The organism is Candidatus Anaeroferrophillus wilburensis, from assembly GCA_016934315.1.
Taxonomy (GTDB): domain Bacteria; phylum Desulfobacterota; class Anaeroferrophillalia; order Anaeroferrophillales; family Anaeroferrophillaceae; genus Anaeroferrophillus; species Anaeroferrophillus wilburensis.
In genome coordinates, this window is record JAFGSY010000033.1 from 24,706 (window position 1) to 49,028 (window position 24,323).

Below are 24,323 nucleotides of genomic sequence, written 5' to 3' on the forward strand. Positions count from 1 at the left end.
GCCGCTACGAAGCCATCGATATTGACGAAAGGTTGCAAAGGGGCGATAAACATGCTAGCTCATCAGGAAACCACCTTCTCTGCCATGGTGCTTCAATGAACGTTGTCGACATCCGCGATGCGGCCGGCCGCATCCATCCCCACATCCACCTGACCCCGCTCATCCATTCCCTTTCTTTCAGTCAGATGAGCGGTGCCGAGATTTTTCTCAAAGCGGAAAACCTGCAGAAGACCGGTTCCTTTAAGGTCAGGGGGGCATTCAACAAGCTTATCCAGCTGCGGGAATCGCAGGTCATTGCAGCCTCCATGGGCAACCATGCCCAGGCGGTGGCGTTTGCCGCCAGCCGACTGGGCAAAGAGGCAACCATCGTCATGCCGGAAACTGTAGCGCTGAACAAGGAGGAGGCCACCCGCAGCTACGGCGCCCGGGTCGTCCTCCACGGCACCACGTTGACCGAATCGCTGCAGTATGCCAGAGAGCAGCAGACCGCATTCATCCATCCTTTCGATGATCCGCAGATCATTGCTGGCCAGGGAACCATCGGCTTGGAATTATGCCGGCAGTTGGAGAATATTGATACCATCCTGGTCCCGGTGGGCGGCGGCGGCCTGATCGCCGGCATTGCCTGCGCGGTTAAGGAACTCTCACCGGCTACCAGAATTATCGGCATCCAGACAGAGGCCGCGCCATCCGCCAGCCGCAGTTTTACTTCAGGCACTTTGACCGCGCAGCAACCGGCGCCAACCCTGGCTGACGGCATTGCGGTGGGCCAGGTGGGCCGCCAAACCCTGGCAATCATGAACCAGTATGTTGATGAGATGATGCTCGTCGACGAAAACCGGATTGCCGAAGCCATTCTGCTGCTGATGGAACGAAAGAAGTTGGTTGTCGAGGGTGCCGGCGCCGTCCCCCTGGCGGCGCTGCTGCAGTATCCGCGTCACTTTCAGGGACGCCGGGTAATTCTGCTGATCAGCGGCGGCAATATTGATTTCACCGTCGTTGACCACATTATTCACCGTGGCCTGGCAGCCAATGGCAGAATCACCATCATCACCTTGGAAATCCAGGATGTTCCTGGCAGCCTCCATAAGGTTACCGGCATTATTGCCGACCAACGGGGCAACATTCTTAATGTCCACCATGAACGGCTGGTGGCCGATCTGCCTTTCGGCTTCCTGCGGGCGGCAATCACCATTGAAACCAGAGGGCCGGGCCATGGCCGGACGATTGCCGCCCAGTTGGAGAACGAGGGCTACACGGTTCTCAGCCACCAATCATCACCGTGATCACCGCCCCTCACATCACACGGTTGGCAGGGAAACGAAAGATGTCCATCCAGCTTGTGCTGCGCACCCGGACATGTTATAGTTTTCCCTCTTTTTCAGGACCTGCTAACCTTCTCCGCCGACAATGGGAGTTTCCATATCATGGCCGTTGCTGACGTCATCTTTCTCCATGCCCCCACCGTCTACGATTTTCGCAGGCGGGCCACCCTGTGGGGGCCCACCAGCGATCTGGTGCCTTCAGAACCGATTTTCGACATGTACCCGGTGGGCTTTTCCACCATGTGCGCCTACCTTGAAGAGGCCGGCTTCCGCACCCGGATTGTCAACCTGGCCGCCCGCATGGTGCGTTCCAAAACCTTCAATGTCGAACAACATCTTGCCCGGTTGCAGGGCAGAGCCTTCGGTATCGACCTCCACTGGCTGCCCCACGCCCATGGTTCCCTGGCAATCGCTGAGCTGGTTAAAAAATATCACCCTGAAACACCGGTTTTTTTCGGCGGCTTTTCCGCCTCCTATTTTTATCAGGAACTGATTGGCTACCCACAGGTGGATTATGTTCTGCGCGGCGATTCAACCGAAGAACCCCTGCACCAGCTGACCGCCTGCATTACCGCCGCTGATCACCGCGACCATATCGACGAAGAGGCCCTGGCCGCCATTCCCAATCTGAGCTGGAAAGACCGCCAGGGGGAGATTCACCACAACCCGCAGACCTACCTACCCGCCGATCTGGACCACCTGGAGATGAACTACCGCCAGATGGTCCGTTCGGTGGTCCGCGATTTTGACTTTCTCAACTACATCCCCTTCAGCCATTGGATTGACTATCCGGCCATGGCGGTCATTACCGTACGCGGTTGCAAGCACAACTGTTCATACTGCGGCGGCTCCGCCTCGGCCTCGCGCCTGATCTCCGACCGCAAGGCTCCAGCTTTCCGCTCACCGGAAAAATTGGCCCAGGATATGCGGGACATGTACAACATCAGCCGCGGACCGGGCTTCATCCTCGGCGATATCCGCCATGCGGGGATGGACTATGCCCACCGTTTTCTGAAAGCCATTAAAGGATATCCAGGACAGGGCATGCTGGAGATTTTCGGTCCCATCGATCGGCCATTTGCCGATGAACTCGCCGATGCCCTGCCCAACTTTGTCGTTGAATTTTCCCCCGAATCCCATGATCCTGCTGTCCGCCGGGCGCTCAATATGAGCTACACTAATGAAGAGATTGAGGACACCATCGCCAACTGTCTGGCGGTCGGCTGCCGCCGCTTTGACCTGTTTTTCATGATCGGCCTGCCGGAGCAGACCGCCCAATCCGTCCTGGAGAGCATCGACTATTTCGAACGGCTGCTGGAACGTTATGGCGACGGCCGTTTCATGCCCTTTATCGGTCCTCTGGCACCCTTTGTGGATCCGGGAAGCCTGCTTTTTGAACAGCCGGAAAAATATGGTTACCATATTCTCTGCCGAACGCTGGAGGAACACCGGCAGATCCTGCTGGCACCCACCTGGAAACATATTCTCAACTACGAAACCCACTGGATGAGCCGCGATGAAATGGGCGACGTAACGTATGAAGCCGGCCGCCGGCTCAATGCCCTCAAGGCCAAGTTCGGCCTCATCAGTCCGGCGGTCGCCGCCGAAACCGACGATCGCATCAACCGCGCCGTCGCCCTCATGGCCCGGATAGACCGCCTGCTCAATGAATGTTCACCCGAAGAGCTGAAACAGGAGTTGCTGGCCCTCAAACCGCAGATTGACCGGGCCAACGCTTCCACGGTATGCGAAAAAACCGAGCTTGATCTGCCCTATGGCATCACCTCGTTCAATCTGCCGCAATTGATCAAGATGGGGACTGCAGATATCTGCAGCAACATCCTTAAACGTCGCCGACGCTGACCCCGCACCTTCGGGCCGGAACGAACCTGGCAGGCGAGCGGAGCATGAGGCGGTTGGGAAAAAGATGAGTACCAGAAAACTCAGTCAGCTTTTCGACCCCCGCTGCATTGCGGTGATCGCCGATTTCTGTCCGGGCAGCTATAAAGAACAGCTGCTGACTGCCAATCTGTCACGGCTGAATGGCGGCCGGTCCGTCTATTTCGTCGGGGCCCCCTGCCTGCCCACCGACGTCAAGGGCATCACGGCGGACAGCCTGGAGCAGATCAACCAGCCCATCGACATTCTCATCGTCGCCCTGCCGCTAACCACTGTGCCGGAAATCTTTCGCGCTCAAAACATCAGTACGGTTGCATCGATCATCCTCCTGGGATTCGCCGAGAAAATCCAGACGGCACTGCTCGATGATATTTTATCACAGGCCGGCAGACATCAAATCAGAATCCTGGGTGCCAACTCCATCGGTCTCCTTATCCCGCGGCTTAACCTCAACGCCTCCTATCACTCGACGATGCCCCACCAGGGACGCATTGCCCTGGTTTCCCAGAGCGGCGCCCTGATCACCTCAATTCTCGACATTGCCCGGGAACGAAATATCGGTTTCAGCCACGTGGTCAGCATCGGCAGCTTGGCAGATATCGATTTCGGTGATCTCATCGACTACCTGGGTGGTGACGACCAGGTCGGCAGCATCGCTCTGTACATGGAAAATATCGGCAGCGTCAAAAAATTTCTCAGCGCCTGCCGCTCCACTGCTCGGGTAAAACCGATCATCGTTCTCAAAAGCGGCCGCCACCCCATGATTCAGTCGCTTATTGAACGGCGCAACGCCGACCACCTGGGGAGCGATGCAGTCTACGACAGTGCTTTCCGCCGAGCGGGTGTTATCATGGTGGACACCATCAATGAGTTGCTCACCGCCGGCATCACCCTGTCCACCAGCCATATCCCTTTTGGTAATCGTTTTGCCCTGATCACCAACTCCGGAGCCCTGGGGTTGTTTGCCCTTGACCAGCTCCTTTCACGGCAACTGGCACCTGCGGCGATCCAGCCACCCTTGCAACAAAAGCTGACAGAGCTCCTTCCAGAAAAGTCAGACGAAAATCCCATCGATGTGGGGGCAACCGCAGACAATGACTGTTTCAGTGCCACCATTGCCGCCTGTCTGGAATCGGGAAACGTTGACGCCCTTATTGTGCTTATGGTTATCAACGGCTTCATGGAACCCCATACCATTGTTGACCAGGTACAAAAAAACGGAGAGCGGTTTCCCGGAAAAATTTTTTATGCCTGGCTGGGGGGCAGCCCCTTTCACCGCTACAAGGCCCGGAATTTCATGCAGGCTGACATCCCCATCTATTTCACTCTTGAAGAAGCCCTGAGCGCCTATTACTACAGTGAGCGCTACCGCTATAAACTGGCCAAACTGATGGCCATCCCGCCCCAATTCGACGACGCCTCGCCCACCCATCAGGCCCGGGTTCGGCAGATAGTAGCCCCGCACCTGGCACCAGAGCCAGCCCCCCTGCCGGAAACTGTTGTCAGAGAACTGCTGCAAACCTACGGCATTACGGTCACCAGCCAAACCCTGCCGGTGGCCGGCGTAGAACTGGCACTCAGCTGTCGCTGGGATCCCGAATTTGGACCTTACTTCTCCCTTGGCATCAGCGGTTTCTGCAGCCGTTTCAACAGCCGGACAGCCATCATGCTCCCACCCCTGAATTCTCTGCAGGCGCAACGGCTGATTGAACGTTCACCAGCTGCCGATATTCTGGCATCCTATCCGCTCACCAGACTGGAAGATCTACTGCTACGCTTCTCAGCCCTGATCTGCGATTTTGCCGAGATCAGGCAGGCAAAGCTGGTGCTGACGGTCAGGGAAACCGGCGACGTAGCCACGACCAATGCCAGCATCATGGCCAGCTACACCGCTACCATCGCCCCCCACCACCTGGTGATCATGCCTTATCCCCACCAGTATCAGTTTTTTGCAACCCTTGCCGACGGCACCCGGCTGCTGATCCGGCCTATCAAGCCGGAAGACGAGGAAAAACATTTCGCCTTTTTTCATTCCCTTTCCCGCCAGACCAACTACTACCGTTTTTTCAGCTACCGGAAAAAATTGAGCCACGAACAGATATCCCGCTTTACCCAGATTGATTACGATCGGGAGATGGCCATCATTGCCCTGGTGGAAGAAAACGGCGTTGACACAACCATCGGCGTCAACCGGCTGGCCTACTATCCCCAGGACGACCGACACGAGTTTGCCCTAGTGATAACCGACGCCTGGCAGGGAAAAGGCGTAGGGAAGGTACTGATGGAAAGACTGCTGGAAATCGCCAAAGACCGGCAGATCAGAACCATTTACGGCAAGGTTCTCGCTGAAAACCAGACAATGATCGGTTTCTGCCGGCGCTTTGGCTTCAGCGAGTATGAGAGCGAAGGGAACGTAATTCTGGTCAAGCTTGAGCTTGACGGTGGTCCGGACGCCAAGGAGTAAGGCACCTTTTTCCTGCCGGGCTCCGGAAGAATCCTGGGCGACGATGCCTGCAGCAAACAAGGTCCGACTGCCAACCCGCTGTCGGGCATACCCACAAATCTTTCTCGCCAGGCTTCCCGAACAGCCAGGCAAGCTATCCAAGCAGCTTCCGCATACCGTTCTTGACATCCTCAACAATGACATACAAAGCCGGCACCATGATCAAAGTAATCAAGGTGGAGAAAAGGATGCCAAAGCCCAAAGAAATAGCCATGGGAATCAAGAACCTGGCCTGCATTGAGGTTTCGAAAATCATCGGCATGAGACCGAAGAAGGTGGTCAGGGTGGTGAGTATGATGGGTCGGAAACGCTGAATGCCGGCATTGACAATAGCCGCATAATGGGTAGAGCCATCACGCACTTTACGGTTGGCAAAATCGATCAGCACCAGGGCATCATTAACCACCACCCCGGAGAGGGCAACAATGCCGAACATACTCAAAAGACTGAGGCTGTAGCCCATGATCAGGTGGCCGACAATCGCCCCGACAATGCCGAAGGGGATACTGACCATGATAATCGCCGGCTGGATGTAACTTTTAAAAGGAACAGCCAGCAGCAGGTAGACCACCAGCATAGCAATGATCATTCCTTTCCCCAGGGCTGCCATGCTTTCCATACGGTCCGACTGCTTGCCGGCAAAACTGTAGTCAAGACCGTGATATTTTTCCTTCAGCTGCGGCAGAGTTTCCTTTTTCAGCGCCTCACTGACCATCTCCGCCTTGCTCTGGGGGGTCACATCAGCGGAAACCGTCACTACCCGCCGGCCATTGCGCCTGTTGATGGTGGTATAGGCATTGCCCCTGATGATCTCCACCACCTCCTGGAGCGGCACCTTGACACCCTTAGGCGTTGAAACCAGCATCTCATCCAGATAATACTCCGCTTTCCTTTCCTGATCGGGGTTCCTCACCATAATGGTCAGCTCGTTGCGCCCCCGCAGCTGGGTCAGCACCTCGTAGCCGTAATACGCACTGCGGACCTGGCGGGCCACTTCCCGGGGGTCAAGACCCAGCCGGTAACCGGCCGGCTTCAACTTGAAATCAAGCTGCTCCTTGCCGGGAGTAAAACCGTCATCAATATCGGAAACCAGCGGGAAAAAACTCAGAGCGGCGGCCAGTTCGGCACTGGCCTGCTCAAGGACCGCCGTATCCCGATGCTGCAGCTCGATGGTCAGGGCAGCACCTGAACCAGGGCCGCCGTGATCGGCACGAAACTTGATGGTTTCCAGGCCGGCAATACTGCCCACCGCCTGCCGCCAGCGGCGGGTGAATTCAGAGGTGTTCACCAGCCGTTCTTCAGGGGGGATCATATGAATCTGGATCCAGGTGGAGTTGTTGTCGATGTAGGATAAAATTCCCTTCACCTGTTTCTCCCGACCGATCTCAGCAATCAGCTTTTCACCGGCAGCGAGCAGCTGATCATGGACAACCATAGTATCGGCAACCGGGACGCCCACCGGCAGCACCGCCTGCACATAGGCAAGATCCGATTCCACCCGCGGGAACAGGGTCATCCCCATGCGGCCGCTTTTGACATAGGCAATCGTTACCATCAGAATAACGATGCCCAAAGTAATGCTCACATAGCGGAAGCGCAGGGAAATTTTCAAAAAAGGGCCATAGATGCTGCGGACAAAAGTGGCAAAGCCATGGGAAAATTTCTGCTGCTGCCGGGAGATGAAAATCATGACTGAGTTTTTGACTTTCTTCTGATGCCCCAGATGAGCCGGCAGGATAATCAGCGATTCCACCAGGGAGATGAAGAAAACCGAAGCCACGACCACCGGGATGTTGCGAAAAATCTTCCCCATGACGCCGGGAACGAAATAGAGCGGCAGAAAGGTGACGATGTTGGTCAGCACACTGAAGGTAACCGGCACTGCGATCTCTTTGGCGCCCCTTACCGCCGCCTCAAAGGAGCTGCAGCCTTCCTGCTTATAGCTGTAGACGTTCTCGCCGACCACAATGGCGTCGTCGACAACAATTCCCAGGGAGATGATAAAGGCAAAGAGGGACACCATGTTGATGCTGACGTCAAACTGGGGAATCACCAGCAGCGATCCGAGAAAAGAAATGGGAATCCCCATGGTCACCCAGAACGCCAGCCGCAGCTCAAGAAACACCCCCAACAGGATAAAGACCAGGACAAGACCAAAACAACCGTTTTTAATCAGCAGCTGAATGCGCTGCTTAAAAATGTCCGAGCGGTCATTGACCGTATCGACCAGGATCCCTGTCGGCAAGGCTTCCCGCAGCCTCTCCACCTGCCGATGGACGGCGCCGGAAACCGTAATCGGGGTTTGCTTGCCGATGCGAAAGACATCGATCCCGAGGGCCGGCTTGCCGTTGTAGACAAGAAACTGATCGGTTTCCTCGAAGCCGTCGTTAATCTCGGCAATCTCCCCCAGAGTAACCACCGTGCCACCGAGGCCACTGATGATGGGGATGCGGGCGAATTCCGCCGCCAGATCCCGGCGCTCCTTCATGCGCACCAGGATCTCCCCTCCTCGGGTCTTGATGCTGCCGCCTGGCAGATCAAGCGAAGCGTTTTTCACCTTTTGGGCTATCTGCTCCAACTTGAGGTTGTAGGCCCGCAGACTCTCCTGGGAAACCTCGATGCTCATTTCCAGCGGGCTTTCCCCCAGCAGTTCCGCCTGAGTTATCTCCTCATCCTGAACCAGCTGGTCACGGATCATTTCGGTAACTTCCCGCAGCACCTGCGGACTCTGATCCCCGTAGACCACCAGGGTGACCACCTGCCGCTTGCGCGACGGGATGGTGACCAGCGGCTCTTCAGCCTCTTCGGGAAAGGCGGTAATCCGGTCCACCTCATTTTTGATATCCACCGCCAGCTGCTGAAGATCAGCGTCGATATGGGCTTCAACAGTGACCGTGCCGACCCCTTCATTGGCGGTGGAGGTGATCTCCTCAATGCCGTCCAGCTCCTGAATCGCCTCCTCAACCGGCAGCACAATCCCTTCGGCAACCTCCTCGGGGCTGGCGCCGGGATAGACTACCGAGACAACCACCGTGTCGAGGGTAAACTCGGGAAAGACCTCCTGCTTGATCTGGGTTCCCCAAAAGAAACCGCCCACCAGGAGAAAAATCATCAGCAGGTTGGCCGCTACATGATTTTCCGCCATCCAGGCAATAGGTCCTTTATAGAGGGGGTTGTTGGCAGTCATTTGCTGGTCTCACGGCCCGATGCATTGTTAGCAGCAGCTTCGCCAGACCCATCGGCAATGATCTCCAGCAGCATCCCCTCGATGGGGGCGGGGACATTGGAGATGATAACCCGGTCCCCCGCATCCAGCCCCTGACTGATGAGCACAAAATCGGTATCCTTCCACAGGACGGCAACCGTCCGACTACGAAGCCGGCCATCACTGTCCGCCGTCAAGACCCGACTATTCTCCTTCAGAGCCGACCGGGGGATCCGATATACCCCGGCAACCGTGCGGCCGACCATTTCCGCCCGGACAAAACTGCCCAGAAACAGGGGTTTACGCTGGCCCTTGAGACCCATGGGATCATCAACAGCAATCAGCAGACGGGCCATCAAGCCATCGGGATCAAGTTCCGGCTGCAGGCTGATAATCCGGCCCTCATAGGAGGAAATATCACCGTTTACATAGAGAGTTGCCGAAGATCCGGGGCGGCCGGCGGCCGGCAGATCCAGCCAGTCAAGCTTTTCCACCGGCAGAGAGATCTCCGCCCAGAACGTATCCAACCCCACCAGGGTGGCAATCACTGACTTGAGAGAAACCTGGGAACCCAAGTCAACATTTTTACTGCTGACAATCAGGTTAAAAGGTGCTTTGATGACCGTCCGCTGGAGATCAACCCGGGCTTTCTCCACAGCGGTCAGGGCTGATTCAAGATTGGCCTGGGCTTTGGCCAGCTGAGGTTTCCGCAAAGCCAGATCAACATTTGCGCTCTCCATCTCGCCGGTCAACCGACTGATGGTTTCCCACTCCTGGAGGGCAATCATCTGGTTGCCCTCCTCAATCCGCAAATCAGCCTGAGCCCTAGCCAGAGCATCCTGCTGGGCCCGCAGAGCCAAACGGTAGTCGGTGTCGTCAAGGGCCACCAGCACCTCGCCCCGGGCAATCATACCGCCTGGTTTAAGCCGGGGATGGAGGGCGACCACCCGGCCGGCAACCCTGGCCTCCAGACTGACCTCCTGGGCCGGCACGACCCTGCCCTGGGCCTTGACAACTACATGGCTGTTCTCTGGCATGACCGCCATGACCTTGACCAGGGTCTGCATTTTTGCCGGCGGTCTTTTCCCCACCTGGGGCTTGTTCCGCAGCAGATACCTGGTAAGAAACGTGCCAGCAACCAGCAGGATTACAATGAGACCGACGGCCAGCAGCCGCTGTTGCCATGATCGCCTGGGAACCGGTGTATCACTGGTGAGCTTGCTATTCGTCTTGTACTGTTCAGACATAAGGACGTCCTATTGCTCCTGCAGATAGTTTGCCACCCAGGAACCACCCAGTGCTTTATGAAGAGTGATCCTGGCAATAATCATATTTTCCCGGGCGGCAATCAGGTTCTGCCGCAGCTGCAAGGTATTGAGCTCCTCCTGCAACACATTAAGGAAATCGCTGGTACCACTCAAATAACGGTTCCTCGCTTCCCGCAACGTCTGCTGCGAAAGACGCAGCTGTTTCTGCAAGGAGGCTTCCAGGAGGCGATAATGATCTTCCTGAACCAGGGAATCCTCAACCTCCTTGACGGCATTAATAACGGTTTCGCCATAGAGAACCAGTCGCTGATCAACCACCGCCCCGGTTCGACCCACCTCCGCCTGCCGGCGCCGGCCATCGATCAGGGGAGTAGCAAGATTGCCAACTAGGTTCAGTAGCCAGTTGTCAAAGAGTGACCCTGGATTTTCACTGCTATACGTATGGGAAGCCGTCAGTTTTACTGCCGGCAGACGGTCGGCCCGCGCCTCAATCTCAGTCCATTCAGCGTCGCGCAGCCGCAGGCTGGCAGCCCGAACATCGGGACGTGATGACAGCAGATCGATGGGCAAACCAAGTGCAGGAATAGTACTGATTGCAGGAAATTCCTGCTGCCGGACCAGCGTTTCATCCAGATCCGCCTGCCCCAGAAGCAGTGCTAAGCGGCGTTTCCCCAGTTGCCAGTCGCTAACCACCGGAATCAGGGCCGCATCAATTTTTTCGATGGCTTGCTGCTGTTGATAAATGTCCAGCGCCGATGAGCGACCCTGGACGAATCGCCATTTTATCAGTTTTAGCAGTTCCTGCTGTAGAACCAGCTGCTGCTCCAACACCTCCTGCTGCCTTTTAGCGGCAATCAGCTGCACCCATTGCCGGGCAATCTCGCCGGTCACCGTCACCACGGCAGCCTGCAGGTCTTCATGTGAAGCTTCCGCCCGCAGAATCGCACTCTCCCTGCCCGCTGCTATCCGCCCCCACAAGTCAAGCTCATAACTAGCCGCCACCCCCAGAGACCACTCCGTCTCCCCTTGCTGCCGGCCCCGGTTCTTTATCTCAAATCGCGAACCCGATACTCCCAGATCCACCTGGGGAAATCGGGCTGCCCCGGCTTTCACTGCCTCAAAGCGTGTCTGATCCAGCCTGGCCCATGCGTCCCGAATGGTGAAGTTCCCCTGCACCCCCTGCTCCATCAAATGGTTCAGCTCAATACTATTAAGCGCCTGCCACCAGGGAAATTCCTGGTCCCGGCTCTCGGAAGGCAGGGAAAAACGGGTAGGCAATCCCTGGGGAGGTTCAGTGATCACAGCCGGCCGGGAAAAACTGCAGGCTGACAGCAGTACACTCAGCAGGAGAACAGACAGGGGGTGGATCATGGGTTTCCTCTCGGCAGGCTGCGATAATATTTAATCCCGGCAATGGAAAAATCGGCAATATGCCTGGCGAATGATTCCGCATCGGCCAGCTCGAGGGGCCGGCGCTTCAGGTGGTGGCTGCGACCCTCTTTATGCTGACCCAGGAAAAGACACTGGCTGATGATGCTGTGAGTCATGCGCATGAGCAGCTCGTCGTCTGCCGGGTTGCCGTAGATATCCTGGATCACCTGCTGCATCCTGCTGCACTGGCGAAAAATGATCTCACCGATCAGGTCGCCGCTGGCAGCGGTCGGTTCGGCCATCTCCTTGGATACCAGCTTGTAAAAATTGCCCTTTATTTCAGCACACAAAATCCTTTGCAGCAAGGCCAGGATCATCCGGTAAAGACGTTCTTCGGCAATCATCCCAGTATCGTGCGCCATAGGATAGCGCTTTTCCGCCTGGGAAAAGGTAAACTCCAGCACCTGCCGGTAGAGTGCATCCTTGGAGCGAAAATGGTAGTTGACCGCCGCGATGTTGGCCCCGGCCAGCTCACAGATTTCGGCCACCGAGGCGTTGGCAAAACCTTTTTCGGTAAAAACCAGGGCCGCGCTTTCCAACAGCCTCTCCTTGGTACTCTTTTTTCGTTCCGCTTTAGCAGCCATAAAAACCTGCTGAGATAGTCAATACTTTCAAGAAAATCACTATTTTCAAATAACCATTTAAAACATTTATTTTGACAAGTCAAGGGTAAAAAGCGTCCATCTTGCCTTGCCAACACCTGCCTTTTTCTTATTGGATTCTCCTTTTTACTTCTGTGGCGGCTAGCACCGATTTTGGACAAATCAACAGGGAATAAAAGTCTCTGATGGGGCTGATGACTCGAACCCGGGGTAATGAGCCTTCGCAAGGGAAGAGGGGTATTTCCTTTGGACGGAAAAACAAGCTCCTTGACCAGGAGCCTTTTATGGGTGTCCCATTTTTCTGTTTTCAGCCAGTTGCAATCAGGTTGGACCCCGGCCTTCGCCGAGATGATGACTTTTAACACGTTGGAGAGGGGGTAAATCTGTGCTCTATTCGCTGCCCGTTGTCTCTGTAAGCAGAGAAATGAAATCCTCAAATTTGAAATTTGCACTTCTGTTAATGGTTTCAAGGTAGGCAAAATCGATCCTGAATCGATAGCCAAGCTCGGACTGGATGTGACGGGCCAAAGCGCTTTCCTCATCCACGGTCAGCGGTCGACCAACAACAAGCCTGGCTTCAATTTTATCCAGATGGGTCTGAACCAACTGGTACTGCAGCACAGGAGCGATCTCGGCATATTTGTTTTCACCAAGGTAGGGCCATTTTTTTTCTCCGGTAGGATAGGTCACCATATTCCTGACCCGGCCGAGGATACGACGTAAAACGGGAAGTCCGCGACCGCACGAACAAGGCTCACCAACCTCGGCATAATCACCTATCTCATAGCGGATAAAGGGCATGGCAAAATTGTAGAACGGCGTCAAGACCAACCTGCCAACCTGACCCGCGGCAGTCGGTTGATCATGGTCATCAAGCACTTCAACCAACATAGTTTCCGACTGCACGTGATAATGATCATTTTCAGGACACTGCAAAGCGATATAGCCGACCTCCTGGGCGGAATAGATATCCACCACCGGGGCATCCCACGCCTGCCGGCAAAGGTCTCTGAGCCTGGATGATACAACTTCGCCAACCGTACGAATTTCACGCACATTCGTCAGCCGCAAGCCTTGTTCAATAAACAGGTCGGCCAAAGCATGCAAGTTGGACGGAAAAGATATCAGATATTCAGGGTTCTCGGCGCAAAGCCATTCGGCCTGCCGACAAATATCATTCTGAATATTCAGCAATGAGGATTGACCCGTTCGAAAGATGATATCTGTTGCAGGCCCCCAGCCTGCCACACAGGAACCATCTCGCTGATCACCAGGATCCCACTTCGACCTGCGGATGGCAGACAATTTCCCGGAAAAATCTCTTTTGTGCCAGAGGTGCTCACGAACAGTAATAACCTTCCAGAAGAGCTGCTCCAACTCGGTGGACAGCATGGTGATCGGCCTGCCTGTTGAGCCGGATGTCTTTTTCTGCATGATTCTGCCATGCTTCACCGGCGGCAGATTACTAACCAGTTCTTTCTCATGCGTCTGGACATCCTGCCTGGTCAGAACCGGTATTTCCCCCCAAATCTCACGAAGTTTATCCGGCCCCATACCCAAAGGCATGCCGCTGAACATTGTACGATAATAGGGCACGGTTCTTCTGGCATGGGAACACACTTCGGCGAGCTGACGGAACTGCATTGCGGCAATCTCCCCGGCCGAAAACCATTGACTTTTGTCAAGTTGACGAAGGAGTGCCAGCATTTGATCTCCTGCGGCAGTCGGAATGACTGACCTGGAGTGGAGAGGAATTGAGGATACAAATTCTGACACGTCTACAATCCTGTTCGGGAAAGTTGTGCCGATTGAATGTGGCGTCTTATTGCGACCTTCCGCTTCGGGTCATGAAGAAAATTGATAGATAACAATTGCGTCCAGTTTGCCGGCCATGCAGTTATCCATCGCGCAGTCAAGCCATGGCTTCATGCGAAAATTAATCCGTACTTCAAAATCATCCTTGACATAATCATGGAACTCCAAACCGGCCGACAGGGTTTCTTCCAACTTGTCCACTGCACCTGTTCGCGCGTACATATGAGCCAAAACCATTGCAGAGTTCAAACACTCGACCGGGAATTCCCTCGAAAAAGACCTGGCGGCAATCCCCAGATAGTACATTGCCTCGTCCCAGTCTCCACTTAGAAAATAGCCATATCCCAGGAACCAATAATGTCTGAACCAGTCCGGCTCATCTTTCACGACCGCAAGCAACGACTCCTTATAGATCCTAGCCTTGACAGCGGCCTTTCGTGCTTCGGGCTGGTGCAAAACCTTCACCTCGGAAACCCACTCCGCTCTCATACCCTTATGTCGGATGTCATACTGCATATTTTCATGTCGACTACCGGTACTACGCAGTCCATTTCGAAAGACAAACAGCTTGTAATCCTCGATCAATATTCCGCCTTTTGGGGTATTCCAAGAGCAGAAGTAACCAGCCGTTTGTTCAGAAAGGGGCAATCCTTTGATCGATTCAACACCATCTGCAGCTATCCTTTCATCGGCATCAAGTGAAAGGATCCATGGTGTTTTAACGAGGGAATAGGCATAGTTGCGGGCATGGGATATAAATATCCCCCGATTGTGGTCAAGGGTAAATTGAACAGGCTGGATACCGAACCGCTCAACAAGAATCTCCCGTGTTTGATCCGTGGAGCCCGTATCTACCACAACGATATCATCAAGCTGGTCGACAATCCCCCCAAGGCAAGAACCTATGGTGTTTGCTTCATCCTTGACAACCATGCATAACCCGAGTTTCATATAACAACACTCCCGAAAAAACTTATTCCCTAACATATGGCCGCATAACAAGAAGCGGCCATTTCCGCTTTCCCGTCGTTGGTTGATTTCGATGACCGTGGGCCTCGCTGCCGGCACAGGAGGCGGGGACGATCGCCGGCCACGTCCACCCCCGGCATCCGCTTAACGGGCTCGCTTCCTGCCCTGTCGCATATGATCGCGGTAGGTCTGCGGACTAAAAGGTGGCCCCGTCTTCAGCAGATGAAACAACGCATCCCTCCTGAGCCCCGTGTCAATGCAATGCAGGGCCACGATGTCTTCCTGGTGCGCCATGGTCAATGCCCGGTGATATGCCTCGGCCTGGTCAACGACTATTTCGATGGCCTCCGAGCTGACACCGGCCGCACCGAGTCTTCGGGCCAGGATCCACGACACCTCTCCCCGCTTTCGCCCCCGCAGGGAATCCCAGTCGAACAGGATGTAATGATCGAAGCAGGCGGCCACCGCGGCGGCCATGGCCTCAAGCTGGCTGTCGCGGCGGTTGCCCGCGGCCGTCATGGCCAGGATCCTTTTGCCCGTACAGGGCATCTGCTGCACCAGATGGCAGAGGCTTGTCAGATTAGCAGCGTTCACCGGACGGTCGATAATCAACCGAAACGGCAGACCTTCATATTCACTGAGTCGCCCGGGGTTGTCCCCGACATTCGCCTCGAAACGGGAAAGGACACGTCGAATGACCGTCCCCTCCACGCCCATGGCGTGGGCGGTTGCAGCGGCCGCAAGGACATTTTGCAGGTTGTGGGGAATCAACCCGCCGCGATAGGCGCGAATCTCGGCAGCCGCCATCACCCGCTTCCTCGAAGAACCACGACCGATCATCATCTCCAGTGAGCCGTCCGCCGACCAAAAAAAGATGCTATGACCCCCAGCACGTGCATGGCCGGCCATGGGTTCCGCTTCCGGAAACATGCCGAACAGGACGATATCACAGCCTGGCGGAACATCCTTGCGCATCGCCATGCACAAGGGATCATCTGCGTTCAGAACTACCGCCCGGGTGGCGGCCCTGGCGACAGTAGCTTTCACCCTCGCCATCTCCTCCAGGGTTTCCACGCCATCCTGTCCCAGGTGTTCGTCCGCCACGTTCAGAACGACGGCCACATCGCAACAGTCAAAACCAAGTCCGCCCTTCAGGATTCCGCCACGGGCCGTCTCCAACACTGCCGCTCCCACGCCGGGATGATTGAAGATCCACTGGCAGGCCTCGCCGCCCGACCAGTCACCAGGTCGGAGGCGTTCTTCATCCACATAGACACCGTCGGTGGACACCATGCCGACCTTATAGCCTTGCTCCCCCAGCATCTCCTTGAGCATCCGGCAGGTGGTGGTCTTGCCAAGGCTGCCGGTGACGGCCACTGTCGGCACCCGTGATGAGCATCCCGGAGGAAACAGACCATCAATTATCGGCGAGACCACATCTCGCCCGCTGCCCTTAACAGACCAGTGGGGACGCAAGCCGGGGCAGGGATTCACCTCGATGACGGCACCGCCGCTGGCATGGGGAGACAGAGAGATGTCGGGCGTAATGTAGTCAACTCCGGCAATATCCAGCCCCAGAACCTCGACGGCCAAGGTCGCCATGTTCGCCACCGCCGGGTGGACCCGCTCCGTGACGTCGACACCGGTTCCACCGGTGGAAATGTTAGCTGTCCTCCTGAGAAAGACACGCACCCCCACCTGAGGTACCGAATCACGGGTAACCCCTTGGCCGGCAAGCACTCTGTCCGCTTCCTCGTCCAAAAAAAGTTTTTCGAGCACCGAGCGGAAGTCAATATCACGCAAGGGGTTCTGATTCTCGACATCCACAAGCTCCCGGACAGTATGCCTGCCATCGCCGATCACACTCGCGGGGATACGCTGGGCGGCGGCCACCAGGGTGCCGTTCACCACCAGCAGGCGATGTTCAGCTCCGGGAACGAACTGCTGCACGAGGATGCCGCCCGGGAAAACGCGTAAAGCATCTGCCGCCGTCCTCCTCAACTCATCCTTGGTAGCGACCCCGACAGCCACGCCTTTGCCCTTTGCCCCGAATACGGGCTTGACCACCAGAGGAAAGCCTATCACCTCCACTGCGGCCATCAGCTGTTGATCATTCAGGAGCCCATATTGTCTGGGCACGGGGATCCCGACAGAGGCAAGCAGCTCGGCGGTGACGGCCTTATTGTTGGAAAGCTTGGAACCCACGGCGGTGGTGCTGCTGGACAGGGTCTCGAAGACCTTGCGCTGGTGGCGCCCCTGGCCCAGGCGGACGAAGCGGGCATTGTCGCTGATTCGGTGGGCGGGAATCCCTCGGGCGCGGGCCGCACGGACAACAGCCATGGTAGAAAGGTCCATGGACAGGCTCCGGGCAATCCCGATAAATCTGTCGAACGCACCTTGAAATTGCCGTTTCGCACCCTGCCCCACACCGGCTCCCGATAGCACCGCGTCCGCCATGCGCAAACTCAGGTTCATGGCAGCTTCTGCGACCGACGATGTCTCGTAGGTGCACAACAGATCCCAGTAAGGACCGGCGCTGGCAGCATGGCAGCATGTTGGCTCCAACCGGGCTCCTGCGACATTCTGCAGGGTGAGCGCCAGCGCCGGCAGGAGGCGCATCGCGGCGAACTCGTCCTGTTCTCGCACCTCGGAAACGGCACGAAACCAACAATTGATTGCATCGGCATCACGGAAACCAGGGGGCAACATCTCCGCAACCAGCTCCGCCAACCGCCTGTGAAAGCCGCTCGACGCGGTTTTCACAGGCTCAAGCTGAATCCGACAATGGACGGCAGGCCAGTCGGTAAAGCAGTTACCTCCGCGGTAAGATCGTCTAAGGACAAGCTTTATGGGCACAGCGTGTCTCTACACATATTTCACCAAGGGCTGACAGAAAATTGTTTTTCAAGGAAGCAATGCTGCCCCCCACTAGAAACACCTTTCCCCAAGTGTTGAGATCATCCCGCACAAGGGCAATAGTGCCACCGAGAAAATCTAACAAAGGATGGAATATGGCATCACCCGTAATGACTATGCCTAGGCCAGGCTTTTGGCCGCAATTTCATAGACATCCCGGGAAAGACCGTCAGCAGCTGCAATCCTCTCCAGCTGGCCGCACATCAATTCCTGCCGGGCCTCGTCGTAGCGGCGCCACCGGGTCATGGCGGTCAGCAGGCGGGCGGCAATCTGGGGGTTGCTGCCGTTGAGCATCAACACCTGATCGGCGAGAAAACCATAGCCGGCGCCACCGGCTTCGTGGAAGGACGCCGGGTTGCCATGACAGAAAGTGCCGATCAGCGCCCGCACCCGGTTGGGGTTCTGCCAAGTAAAAGCGGGATGCTCCAGCAGCTGTTCAACAGTAGTCAGGGTATCGGGCCGACCGGCGGCCGCCTGCACGGCAAACCATTTATCCAGCACCAGAGGCTCCGCCGACCATTGACGGTAAAAAGCATCAAGGGTCGCCTGCCGCTGGGGATGGTCGCTGTTGGCCAGCCCGTTGAGGGCTGCCAGCACATCGGTCATATTGGCCCCTAGGTGAAACTGCCGCAGCCCCAGATCTTGGCTTGTGGGATCGGCCAGCTTCATCAGGTAGCCGAGGCAGACATTTTTCAGGCTGCGTCGGCCGATGGCCTCCGGTTCCGGGCTGTAGGGGCCCGGGTCGGTGTTGTGCTCATACACTACCAGCAGATCATCGCGCAGCACCGTTGCTAAGGAATGGGCCATGAACTCCCGCACCTCATGGATGGCCAGCGGATCGATAACCTCAAGTTGCTCGCCCACATACGTTTCGGTGGGGAGCGTCAAAGCCAGGGCCCGCAGGGCCGGATCAATCTCGCGCTGCACCAGCACCTGCCGCAGCGCTTCGCTGAACACCGAAGGGATGCTCAACTGATGACCGGCACGGCGCTCGGCCAGCAGGCCCAGCATGATGCGAACCGCCAGCTGCTGGCCCGCCTCCCAGCGGTTGAAATCATCACCGTCATGGGCCAGAAGAAAGGCCAGATTCTCATCGGCATAGTCGATCTTCAGGATGACCGGCGCCGAAAACCCCCGCAGGCAGGAGAGAACCGGCAGCTCGGCCACGCCCATAAACTGGAAGGTTTCTTCCGCCTCCCGCAGCTCCAGAACCCGGGAACCGCCGGCCGGCATCGCTTCCCCGGCCAGCTGCAGGGAAATTTCTCGTCCTTCGGCATCCAGCAAACCAACAACCACCGGCAGATGAAAAGGCAGTTTCTGCTCCTGACCAGGGGTGGAAGGACAGGACTGCCGCAGGGTCAAAGTAAAGGTTTGCTGCCGGGGGTCATGGCATGTTTCCACGGCCAGCAGCGGCGTCCCCGCCTGGCTATACCAACGGCAGAATTGGGAAAAATCCCGGCCGCTCACCTCCGCCATGGCCTCGATAAAGTCTTCGATGGTTGCCGCCTGGCCGTCATGCCGTTCCAAGTAGAGGTTCAGTCCCCGGCGAAAAGCGCCGGCACCGATCAGGGTCTGCAGCATGCGGATCACTTCAGCCCCTTTGTTGTAGACGGTGGTGGTATAAAAATTGTTGATCTCCACATAGGAATCGGGACGCACCGGATGAGCCAGGGGGCCGCGATCCTCGGGAAACTGGCTGCTGCGCAGCAGCCGCACATCCTCGATCCTTTTGACCGCCCGCCCCATCGTGGCAGCCGAGAACTCCTGGTCGCGAAAAACGGTCAGCCCCTCCTTGAGACTCAGCTGAAACCAGTCGCGGCAGGTGACCCGGTTGCCAGTCCAGTTGTGAAAATACTCATGGGCAATGACCCCCTCCACTCCCTGGAAATCTGCGTCAGTGGCGGTATCCGGCCGGGCGAGAACATAGCGGGAATTGAAAATATTCAACCCTTTGTTCTCCATCGCCCCCATGTTGAAATCATCGACGGCGACGATCATGTAGCAGTCGAGATCATATTCGAGGCCATAGGTTTCCTCGTCCCAGCGCATGGCTTTTTTGAGGGCACTCATGGCATGGTCGCACTTGTCGCGGTTCTGTTGCTCCACATAGATATGGAGGGCAACCTGACGGCCGGAAGCGGTGGTAAAACGGTCGGCGATCTGCACCAGATTGCCAGCCACCAGGGCGAAGAGATAGCACGGCTTGGGAAATGGGTCCTCCCAGGTTGCCTCGTGCCGGTCATTGGGCCGGTTGTCCTGCGCTACCAGATTACCGTTGGCCAGCAGCACCGGATAGCGCTGCCGGTCGGCAATAATGGTAGTCCGGTAGCGAGCCAGAACGTCGGGCCGGTCAAGGAAGTAGGTGATTTTGCGAAATCCCTGGGCTTCGCACTGGGTGCAGAAATTGCCGCTGGAAAGGTAGAGGCCCTCCAACGCCGTATTGGCCTTGGGATTGATCTCGGTAATAATCTCCAACCGGAAGGCCGCAGGCACCTCAGTGATGGTCAGCGATTCACCATCCACCTGGTAGTCTGTTTCAAACAACTGGCGGCCATCCAGTGAAAGGGAGCGCAGAATCAACTGGCGGCCGGCCAGCACCAACGGTTTGGTGGCCGGCGAACCAACGGTGTGATTGCGGCGGATTGCCAGCCGGGAGGTGACCACGGTCCTCTCCTCATTGAGGTCAAAAAGCAGCTCCACCTGGTCGATAAGGAAGGGCGGCGGCTGGTAGTCATGGCGATGGATGGTTTTCGGCTCGTTGCTGTTCATCATTGGCTTGTACGTCCTGGATGTTTGTGTGGTTACGGATTATGGCGTCGACTCGGGCGCGGCGGTACGGATCATCTGACTGGCCAGCAGGGATACCAGGCTCATGAGAGCCCCGGCGAGAAAAACCAGCCGATAGTCGATCATCCAGATCAAGCCGCCGACCGCCGGCAGGACCACGGCGGAGATATGATTGATGGTAAAGCCGACGGCCATGGTCGGGGCGATATCCCTGGGGGCACCGATTTTCTGGAAATAGGTCCGGATAGCGATGGCAAAGTTGAAGAAAATATGATCGAGGATATAAAGGACGGCAATGGCCATCCGGTTCTGCAGCAGGGCGTAGCCTATAAAAATCAGGATCAGGCTGCCATATTCCAGTGACAGGACTTTTCGTTCGCCAAAACGGACAATGGCTCTGCCGATCATCGGACTCAGATAAAAATTGATCAGGTTGTTGACCAGAAAGAGTACGGCCACTTCCCGCACCGAAAAGTGAAAATTATTCACCATCAGGAACACAGCAAAAGCGATGAAAATCTGCCGCCGGGCGCCAGCCATGAAGGTTAAAAAGTAGAAAAGCCAGTAGCGCTTCCTGAACACCATTTTCTTCCGCTGGGGTGGCAGGGTTTCATCCACCGGCTGCTGGAAAAACCCCCAGAGCGCCAGCAGGCCGATGAGACCGCCGATCAGCAGATACAGCTGCCGGTAGCTGAAAAACGGCTGGCTGAAGTAGATAAAAATGCCGACGGCAATATTGGACGCTGCGGCACAGCGCCGCTGGCTGCCGAAAACCAGCGGAGATTTGTAGCGATCGAAATACTGCAGGGTCAGCGACTGGTTGGTCGTTTCATAATAGTGAAAACCGGAACTCATGATCAGGGTGGTAAAAACCAGTCCGCCATAAGTGGGCAGACAGCCGGTCGCCGCCACCCCCAGCCCCAGGCATAACACCGACAGGGCCGACAAATGGTGTTCCTTGATCAGGAGAATGAAATACACCGTCAGCAGGGCCAGAAAACCGGGAATTTCCCTGACCGACTGGATGACACCCACCTGGGCTCCGTTGAGGCCGGCCACTTCAACGGCAAAATTGTTAAACAGCGTCCGCCACGCCTGCAGTCCAACGGTTGAAGCAATGGTCAGGACTATCAGATAGCGGTACATGGGATTAGCCGCAATGGTTTTCATCAGGATTCCATTTCCTTACCCAACGCTCTCACCCTCATGTTGATTGGCTGTAGCTGACTGAAATTACCATGGATGGACGTTGCCGCTCAGTCAGCCGGGCCCACTTCGACGAAATAGCCGGCGTACTTGCGCACATTCAGCACCCCGCCGGCAAAAATCAGATACTGACCCTTGATACCCAGCAGCAGATCACTGATATTCGGTTTCTTATCCAGATTATAGGTTCTAACCTTTTCCGGATAACGTTCCACCGGATAGATAATATCCACCGGCTGCCGGTCGGTCAGCAACGTGATTGCCGACCCTCCCAGTTGCTCCTGGAGGATTTTGATTTCACCGGCACACTGCTCATGCAGCCGCAGGGCCGCAGCCGGCAGATCAACCGGCTCCGGGTCACCCTGCAGCATCCGCCGCCAATCAGTCCGGTCGCTCACCTGCTCCTTGAGCACCACCTCAACCAACCCCGACTGTAGTCTGCTCTTAACGCTATACATCGGCAATGCCTGGCGGGCCCCCTGGTCAATCCAGCGGGTCGGCACCTGGGAAAAGCGGGTGATCCCCACTTTGAGTCCGGAAGTGTTGGCCAGATAGACATAGTGGTCCTGCATACAGTGGGCCAGCCCCCATTCCGGTTCTCTGCAGGTACCGGCAGCATAATGGCAAAGCTCCGGTTTGACCTGGCAGGAATCACAGGCGGCCAGGCTTCGCACGCAGGGAAAACAGTAGCCTTGCTGAAATGTTTTTTTGATCTCCCGGCCGCAGGCAATACAGTTGATCCGGCCAGTATGGCGGATGGCAAGTTCCCGGCCGATATGCGGATTAAGTTCCACCATCGCCGCCCCCACCGGCAGTTGGTAAACCACCGGCCGCTCCAGGCGAGCCGACATTTTGCGCAAATTTCCGGCAACAACCGCCATCGCTCCCTCTCTTTCTATCATGATTCGCTGGACACCAGCGGCTACTTTCTGCCTTTTCCCTCTGAAAGTCAAGCATCCAAGTACATTATGAATAAATTACGAAGAGCATTAGGAATTCATTTCCCACTTGACAATCAACCTTGATCATCGTATGGATTAAAACACTGTCTCAATTTCGTTGACTTTCGAAAAAGGCTCGCAATCCAGATATCTTTAAAGGAGGAAACCATGCTCAATCTGGCCACCATCTTTGACTACAGTGTGCAGGAATATCCGGACAAAACTGCCGTTATCTTCGGTAAGCAGAAGCTTTCTTTCAGCCAGCTCAATGCATTCTGCAACAAGATTGCCAACGGCTTGATCAAAGCCGGCGTTGGCAGGGGTGACAAGGTCGCCCTCAGCTGCCCAAACCTGCCCTACTTCCCCATGGTCTACTATGCCATTCTTAAGACCGGTGCCGCCGTCGTCCCCCTGAACGTCCTGCTGAAAAGCCGGGAAATCGCCTACCATCTTGAAGACAGTGATGCCAAGGCCTTTTTCTGCTTCCAGGGATCGCCCGAACTTCCCATGGGCGAAGAAGGCTTCAAAGCCTTTCAGATCACCGACAGCTGTGAGCATTTCTGGCTGATGACCGCCGATCCGGCGGCACCCTCGCCGATTGCCGGCGCCGAAACCATGGGTATGATGATGGGATCCCAGGGAGCTGAATTCGACACGGTGGCCACCGACCCTGACGACACGGCGGTAATCCTCTACACCTCCGGGACCACCGGCTTCCCCAAAGGGGCGGAGCTCTCCCATTCCAACGTAACCATGAACGCCCTTTGCTGCCGGGACATCCTGAAACTCAACCATGATGACACCCATGTTCTGGTGCTGCCCCTCTTCCATTCCTTCGGCCAGACGGTTCTCATGAACGGCGGCTTCACCATGGGCAACACCATGGTCCTCATCCCCCGCTTTACCCCCGAAGCGGTCTTCAGTGCCATCCAACATGATAAAGCCACCGTTTTCGCCGGTGTACCCACCATGTACTGGGCCCTCCTCCATTATGATGACAAAGACAACCAGTTTGATTTCGACCAGATCAGCAAGAACCTGCGGATCGGGGTTTCCGGCGGCGCCTCCCTGCCTCTGGAAATCCTCCAGGGAATTCAAAAGAAGTATGATATTCCCATCCTTGAAGGCTACGGTCTGTCAGAGTCGTCACCGGTGGCAACGTTCAACCAGATGCATAAACCCTGCAAACCCGGGTCGGTGGGCTTTCCGCTCTGGGGAGTTGAGGTCAAGGTATTCAACGAACAGAATCAGGAGGTGCCGGTTGGCGAGGTGGGAGAGATTGTCATTCGGGGCCACAACGTCATGAAGGGCTATTACAATAAACCGGAAGCCACCGAAGCCGCCTTTAAAGGAACTTCCTGGCTGCATACCGGCGACCTGGGAACCATGGATGAGGACGGCTTTTTTTACATTGTCGACCGGGTCAAGGATATGATTATCCGTGGCGGCTTCAATA

14 protein-coding genes are annotated in these 24,323 nt (G+C 56.2%); 4 read left to right on the forward strand and 10 right to left on the reverse strand.

Translation table 11 applies throughout. The annotated features are described in order from the left end of the window. Positions 1-95: 95 nt before the first annotated feature. The 3 genes from JXO50_08710 (at position 96) to JXO50_08720 (ending at position 5,688) form a co-directional block, all read left to right on the forward strand. A complete protein-coding gene (locus JXO50_08710; protein MBN2333171.1) occupies positions 96-1,286 on the forward strand; it encodes a threonine ammonia-lyase in 1,191 nt (396 codons plus the stop codon). Positions 1,287-1,427: 141 nt separating this feature from the next. Then, a complete protein-coding gene (locus JXO50_08715) occupies positions 1,428-3,188 on the forward strand; it encodes a TIGR04190 family B12-binding domain/radical SAM domain protein (protein MBN2333172.1) in 1,761 nt (586 codons plus the stop codon). A gap of 64 nt (positions 3,189-3,252) precedes the next feature. Further along, a complete protein-coding gene (locus JXO50_08720; protein ID MBN2333173.1) occupies positions 3,253-5,688 on the forward strand; it encodes a bifunctional acetate--CoA ligase family protein/GNAT family N-acetyltransferase in 2,436 nt (811 codons plus the stop codon). A 133-nt stretch (positions 5,689-5,821) separates the two neighbouring features. On the opposite strand, the gene JXO50_08725 is transcribed toward JXO50_08720, so the two are convergent. From JXO50_08725 to JXO50_08770, 10 genes are all read right to left on the reverse strand, one after another. Next, the gene (locus JXO50_08725; GenBank protein MBN2333174.1) at positions 5,822-8,914 is read right to left on the reverse strand and encodes an efflux RND transporter permease subunit; all 3,093 of its coding nucleotides are present in this window, start codon (positions 8,912-8,914) and stop codon (positions 5,822-5,824) included. Beyond that, complete coding sequence (locus tag JXO50_08730) at positions 8,911-10,179, reverse strand: efflux RND transporter periplasmic adaptor subunit (GenBank protein ID MBN2333175.1); 1,269 nt, start codon at positions 10,177-10,179, stop codon at positions 8,911-8,913. Before JXO50_08730 ends, JXO50_08725 begins: the two co-directional genes overlap by 4 nt. Before the next feature lie 9 nt (positions 10,180-10,188). Next, complete coding sequence (locus JXO50_08735) at positions 10,189-11,571, reverse strand: efflux transporter outer membrane subunit (GenBank protein ID MBN2333176.1); 1,383 nt, start codon at positions 11,569-11,571, stop codon at positions 10,189-10,191. Then, complete coding sequence (locus JXO50_08740; protein MBN2333177.1) at positions 11,568-12,215, reverse strand: CerR family C-terminal domain-containing protein; 648 nt, start codon at positions 12,213-12,215, stop codon at positions 11,568-11,570. The genes JXO50_08735 and JXO50_08740 overlap by 4 nt, the downstream gene beginning before the upstream one ends. Positions 12,216-12,623: 408 nt before the next feature. Next, positions 12,624-13,940 (reverse strand): phenylacetate--CoA ligase family protein, encoded by a 1,317-nt coding sequence (locus JXO50_08745; protein ID MBN2333178.1) that lies wholly within the window; start codon positions 13,938-13,940, stop codon positions 12,624-12,626. Positions 13,941-14,078: 138 nt separating this feature from the next. Then, positions 14,079-14,999: a glycosyltransferase gene (locus JXO50_08750; protein ID MBN2333179.1), complete on the reverse strand. Its 921-nt coding sequence runs from the start codon at positions 14,997-14,999 to the stop codon at positions 14,079-14,081. Between the two features lie 162 nt (positions 15,000-15,161). Beyond that, the gene (locus JXO50_08755; protein ID MBN2333180.1) at positions 15,162-17,780 is read right to left on the reverse strand and encodes an ATP-grasp domain-containing protein; all 2,619 of its coding nucleotides are present in this window, start codon (positions 17,778-17,780) and stop codon (positions 15,162-15,164) included. Positions 17,781-18,053: 273 nt separating this feature from the next. Then, positions 18,054-20,702: an aminopeptidase N gene (pepN, locus tag JXO50_08760; protein ID MBN2333181.1), complete on the reverse strand. Its 2,649-nt coding sequence runs from the start codon at positions 20,700-20,702 to the stop codon at positions 18,054-18,056. Between the two features lie 39 nt (positions 20,703-20,741). Next, positions 20,742-21,890: an MFS transporter gene (locus tag JXO50_08765; protein MBN2333182.1), complete on the reverse strand. Its 1,149-nt coding sequence runs from the start codon at positions 21,888-21,890 to the stop codon at positions 20,742-20,744. A gap of 86 nt (positions 21,891-21,976) precedes the next feature. Then, on the reverse strand, positions 21,977-22,807 hold the full coding sequence (locus JXO50_08770) for a DUF2797 domain-containing protein (protein ID MBN2333183.1): 831 nt from the start codon (positions 22,805-22,807) through the stop codon (positions 21,977-21,979). Positions 22,808-23,035: 228 nt separating this feature from the next. Here JXO50_08770 and JXO50_08775 point away from each other — a divergent pair. Then, positions 23,036-24,323: AMP-binding protein (locus JXO50_08775; GenBank protein MBN2333184.1), on the forward strand; the 1,288-nt coding region annotated here is incomplete at its 3' end.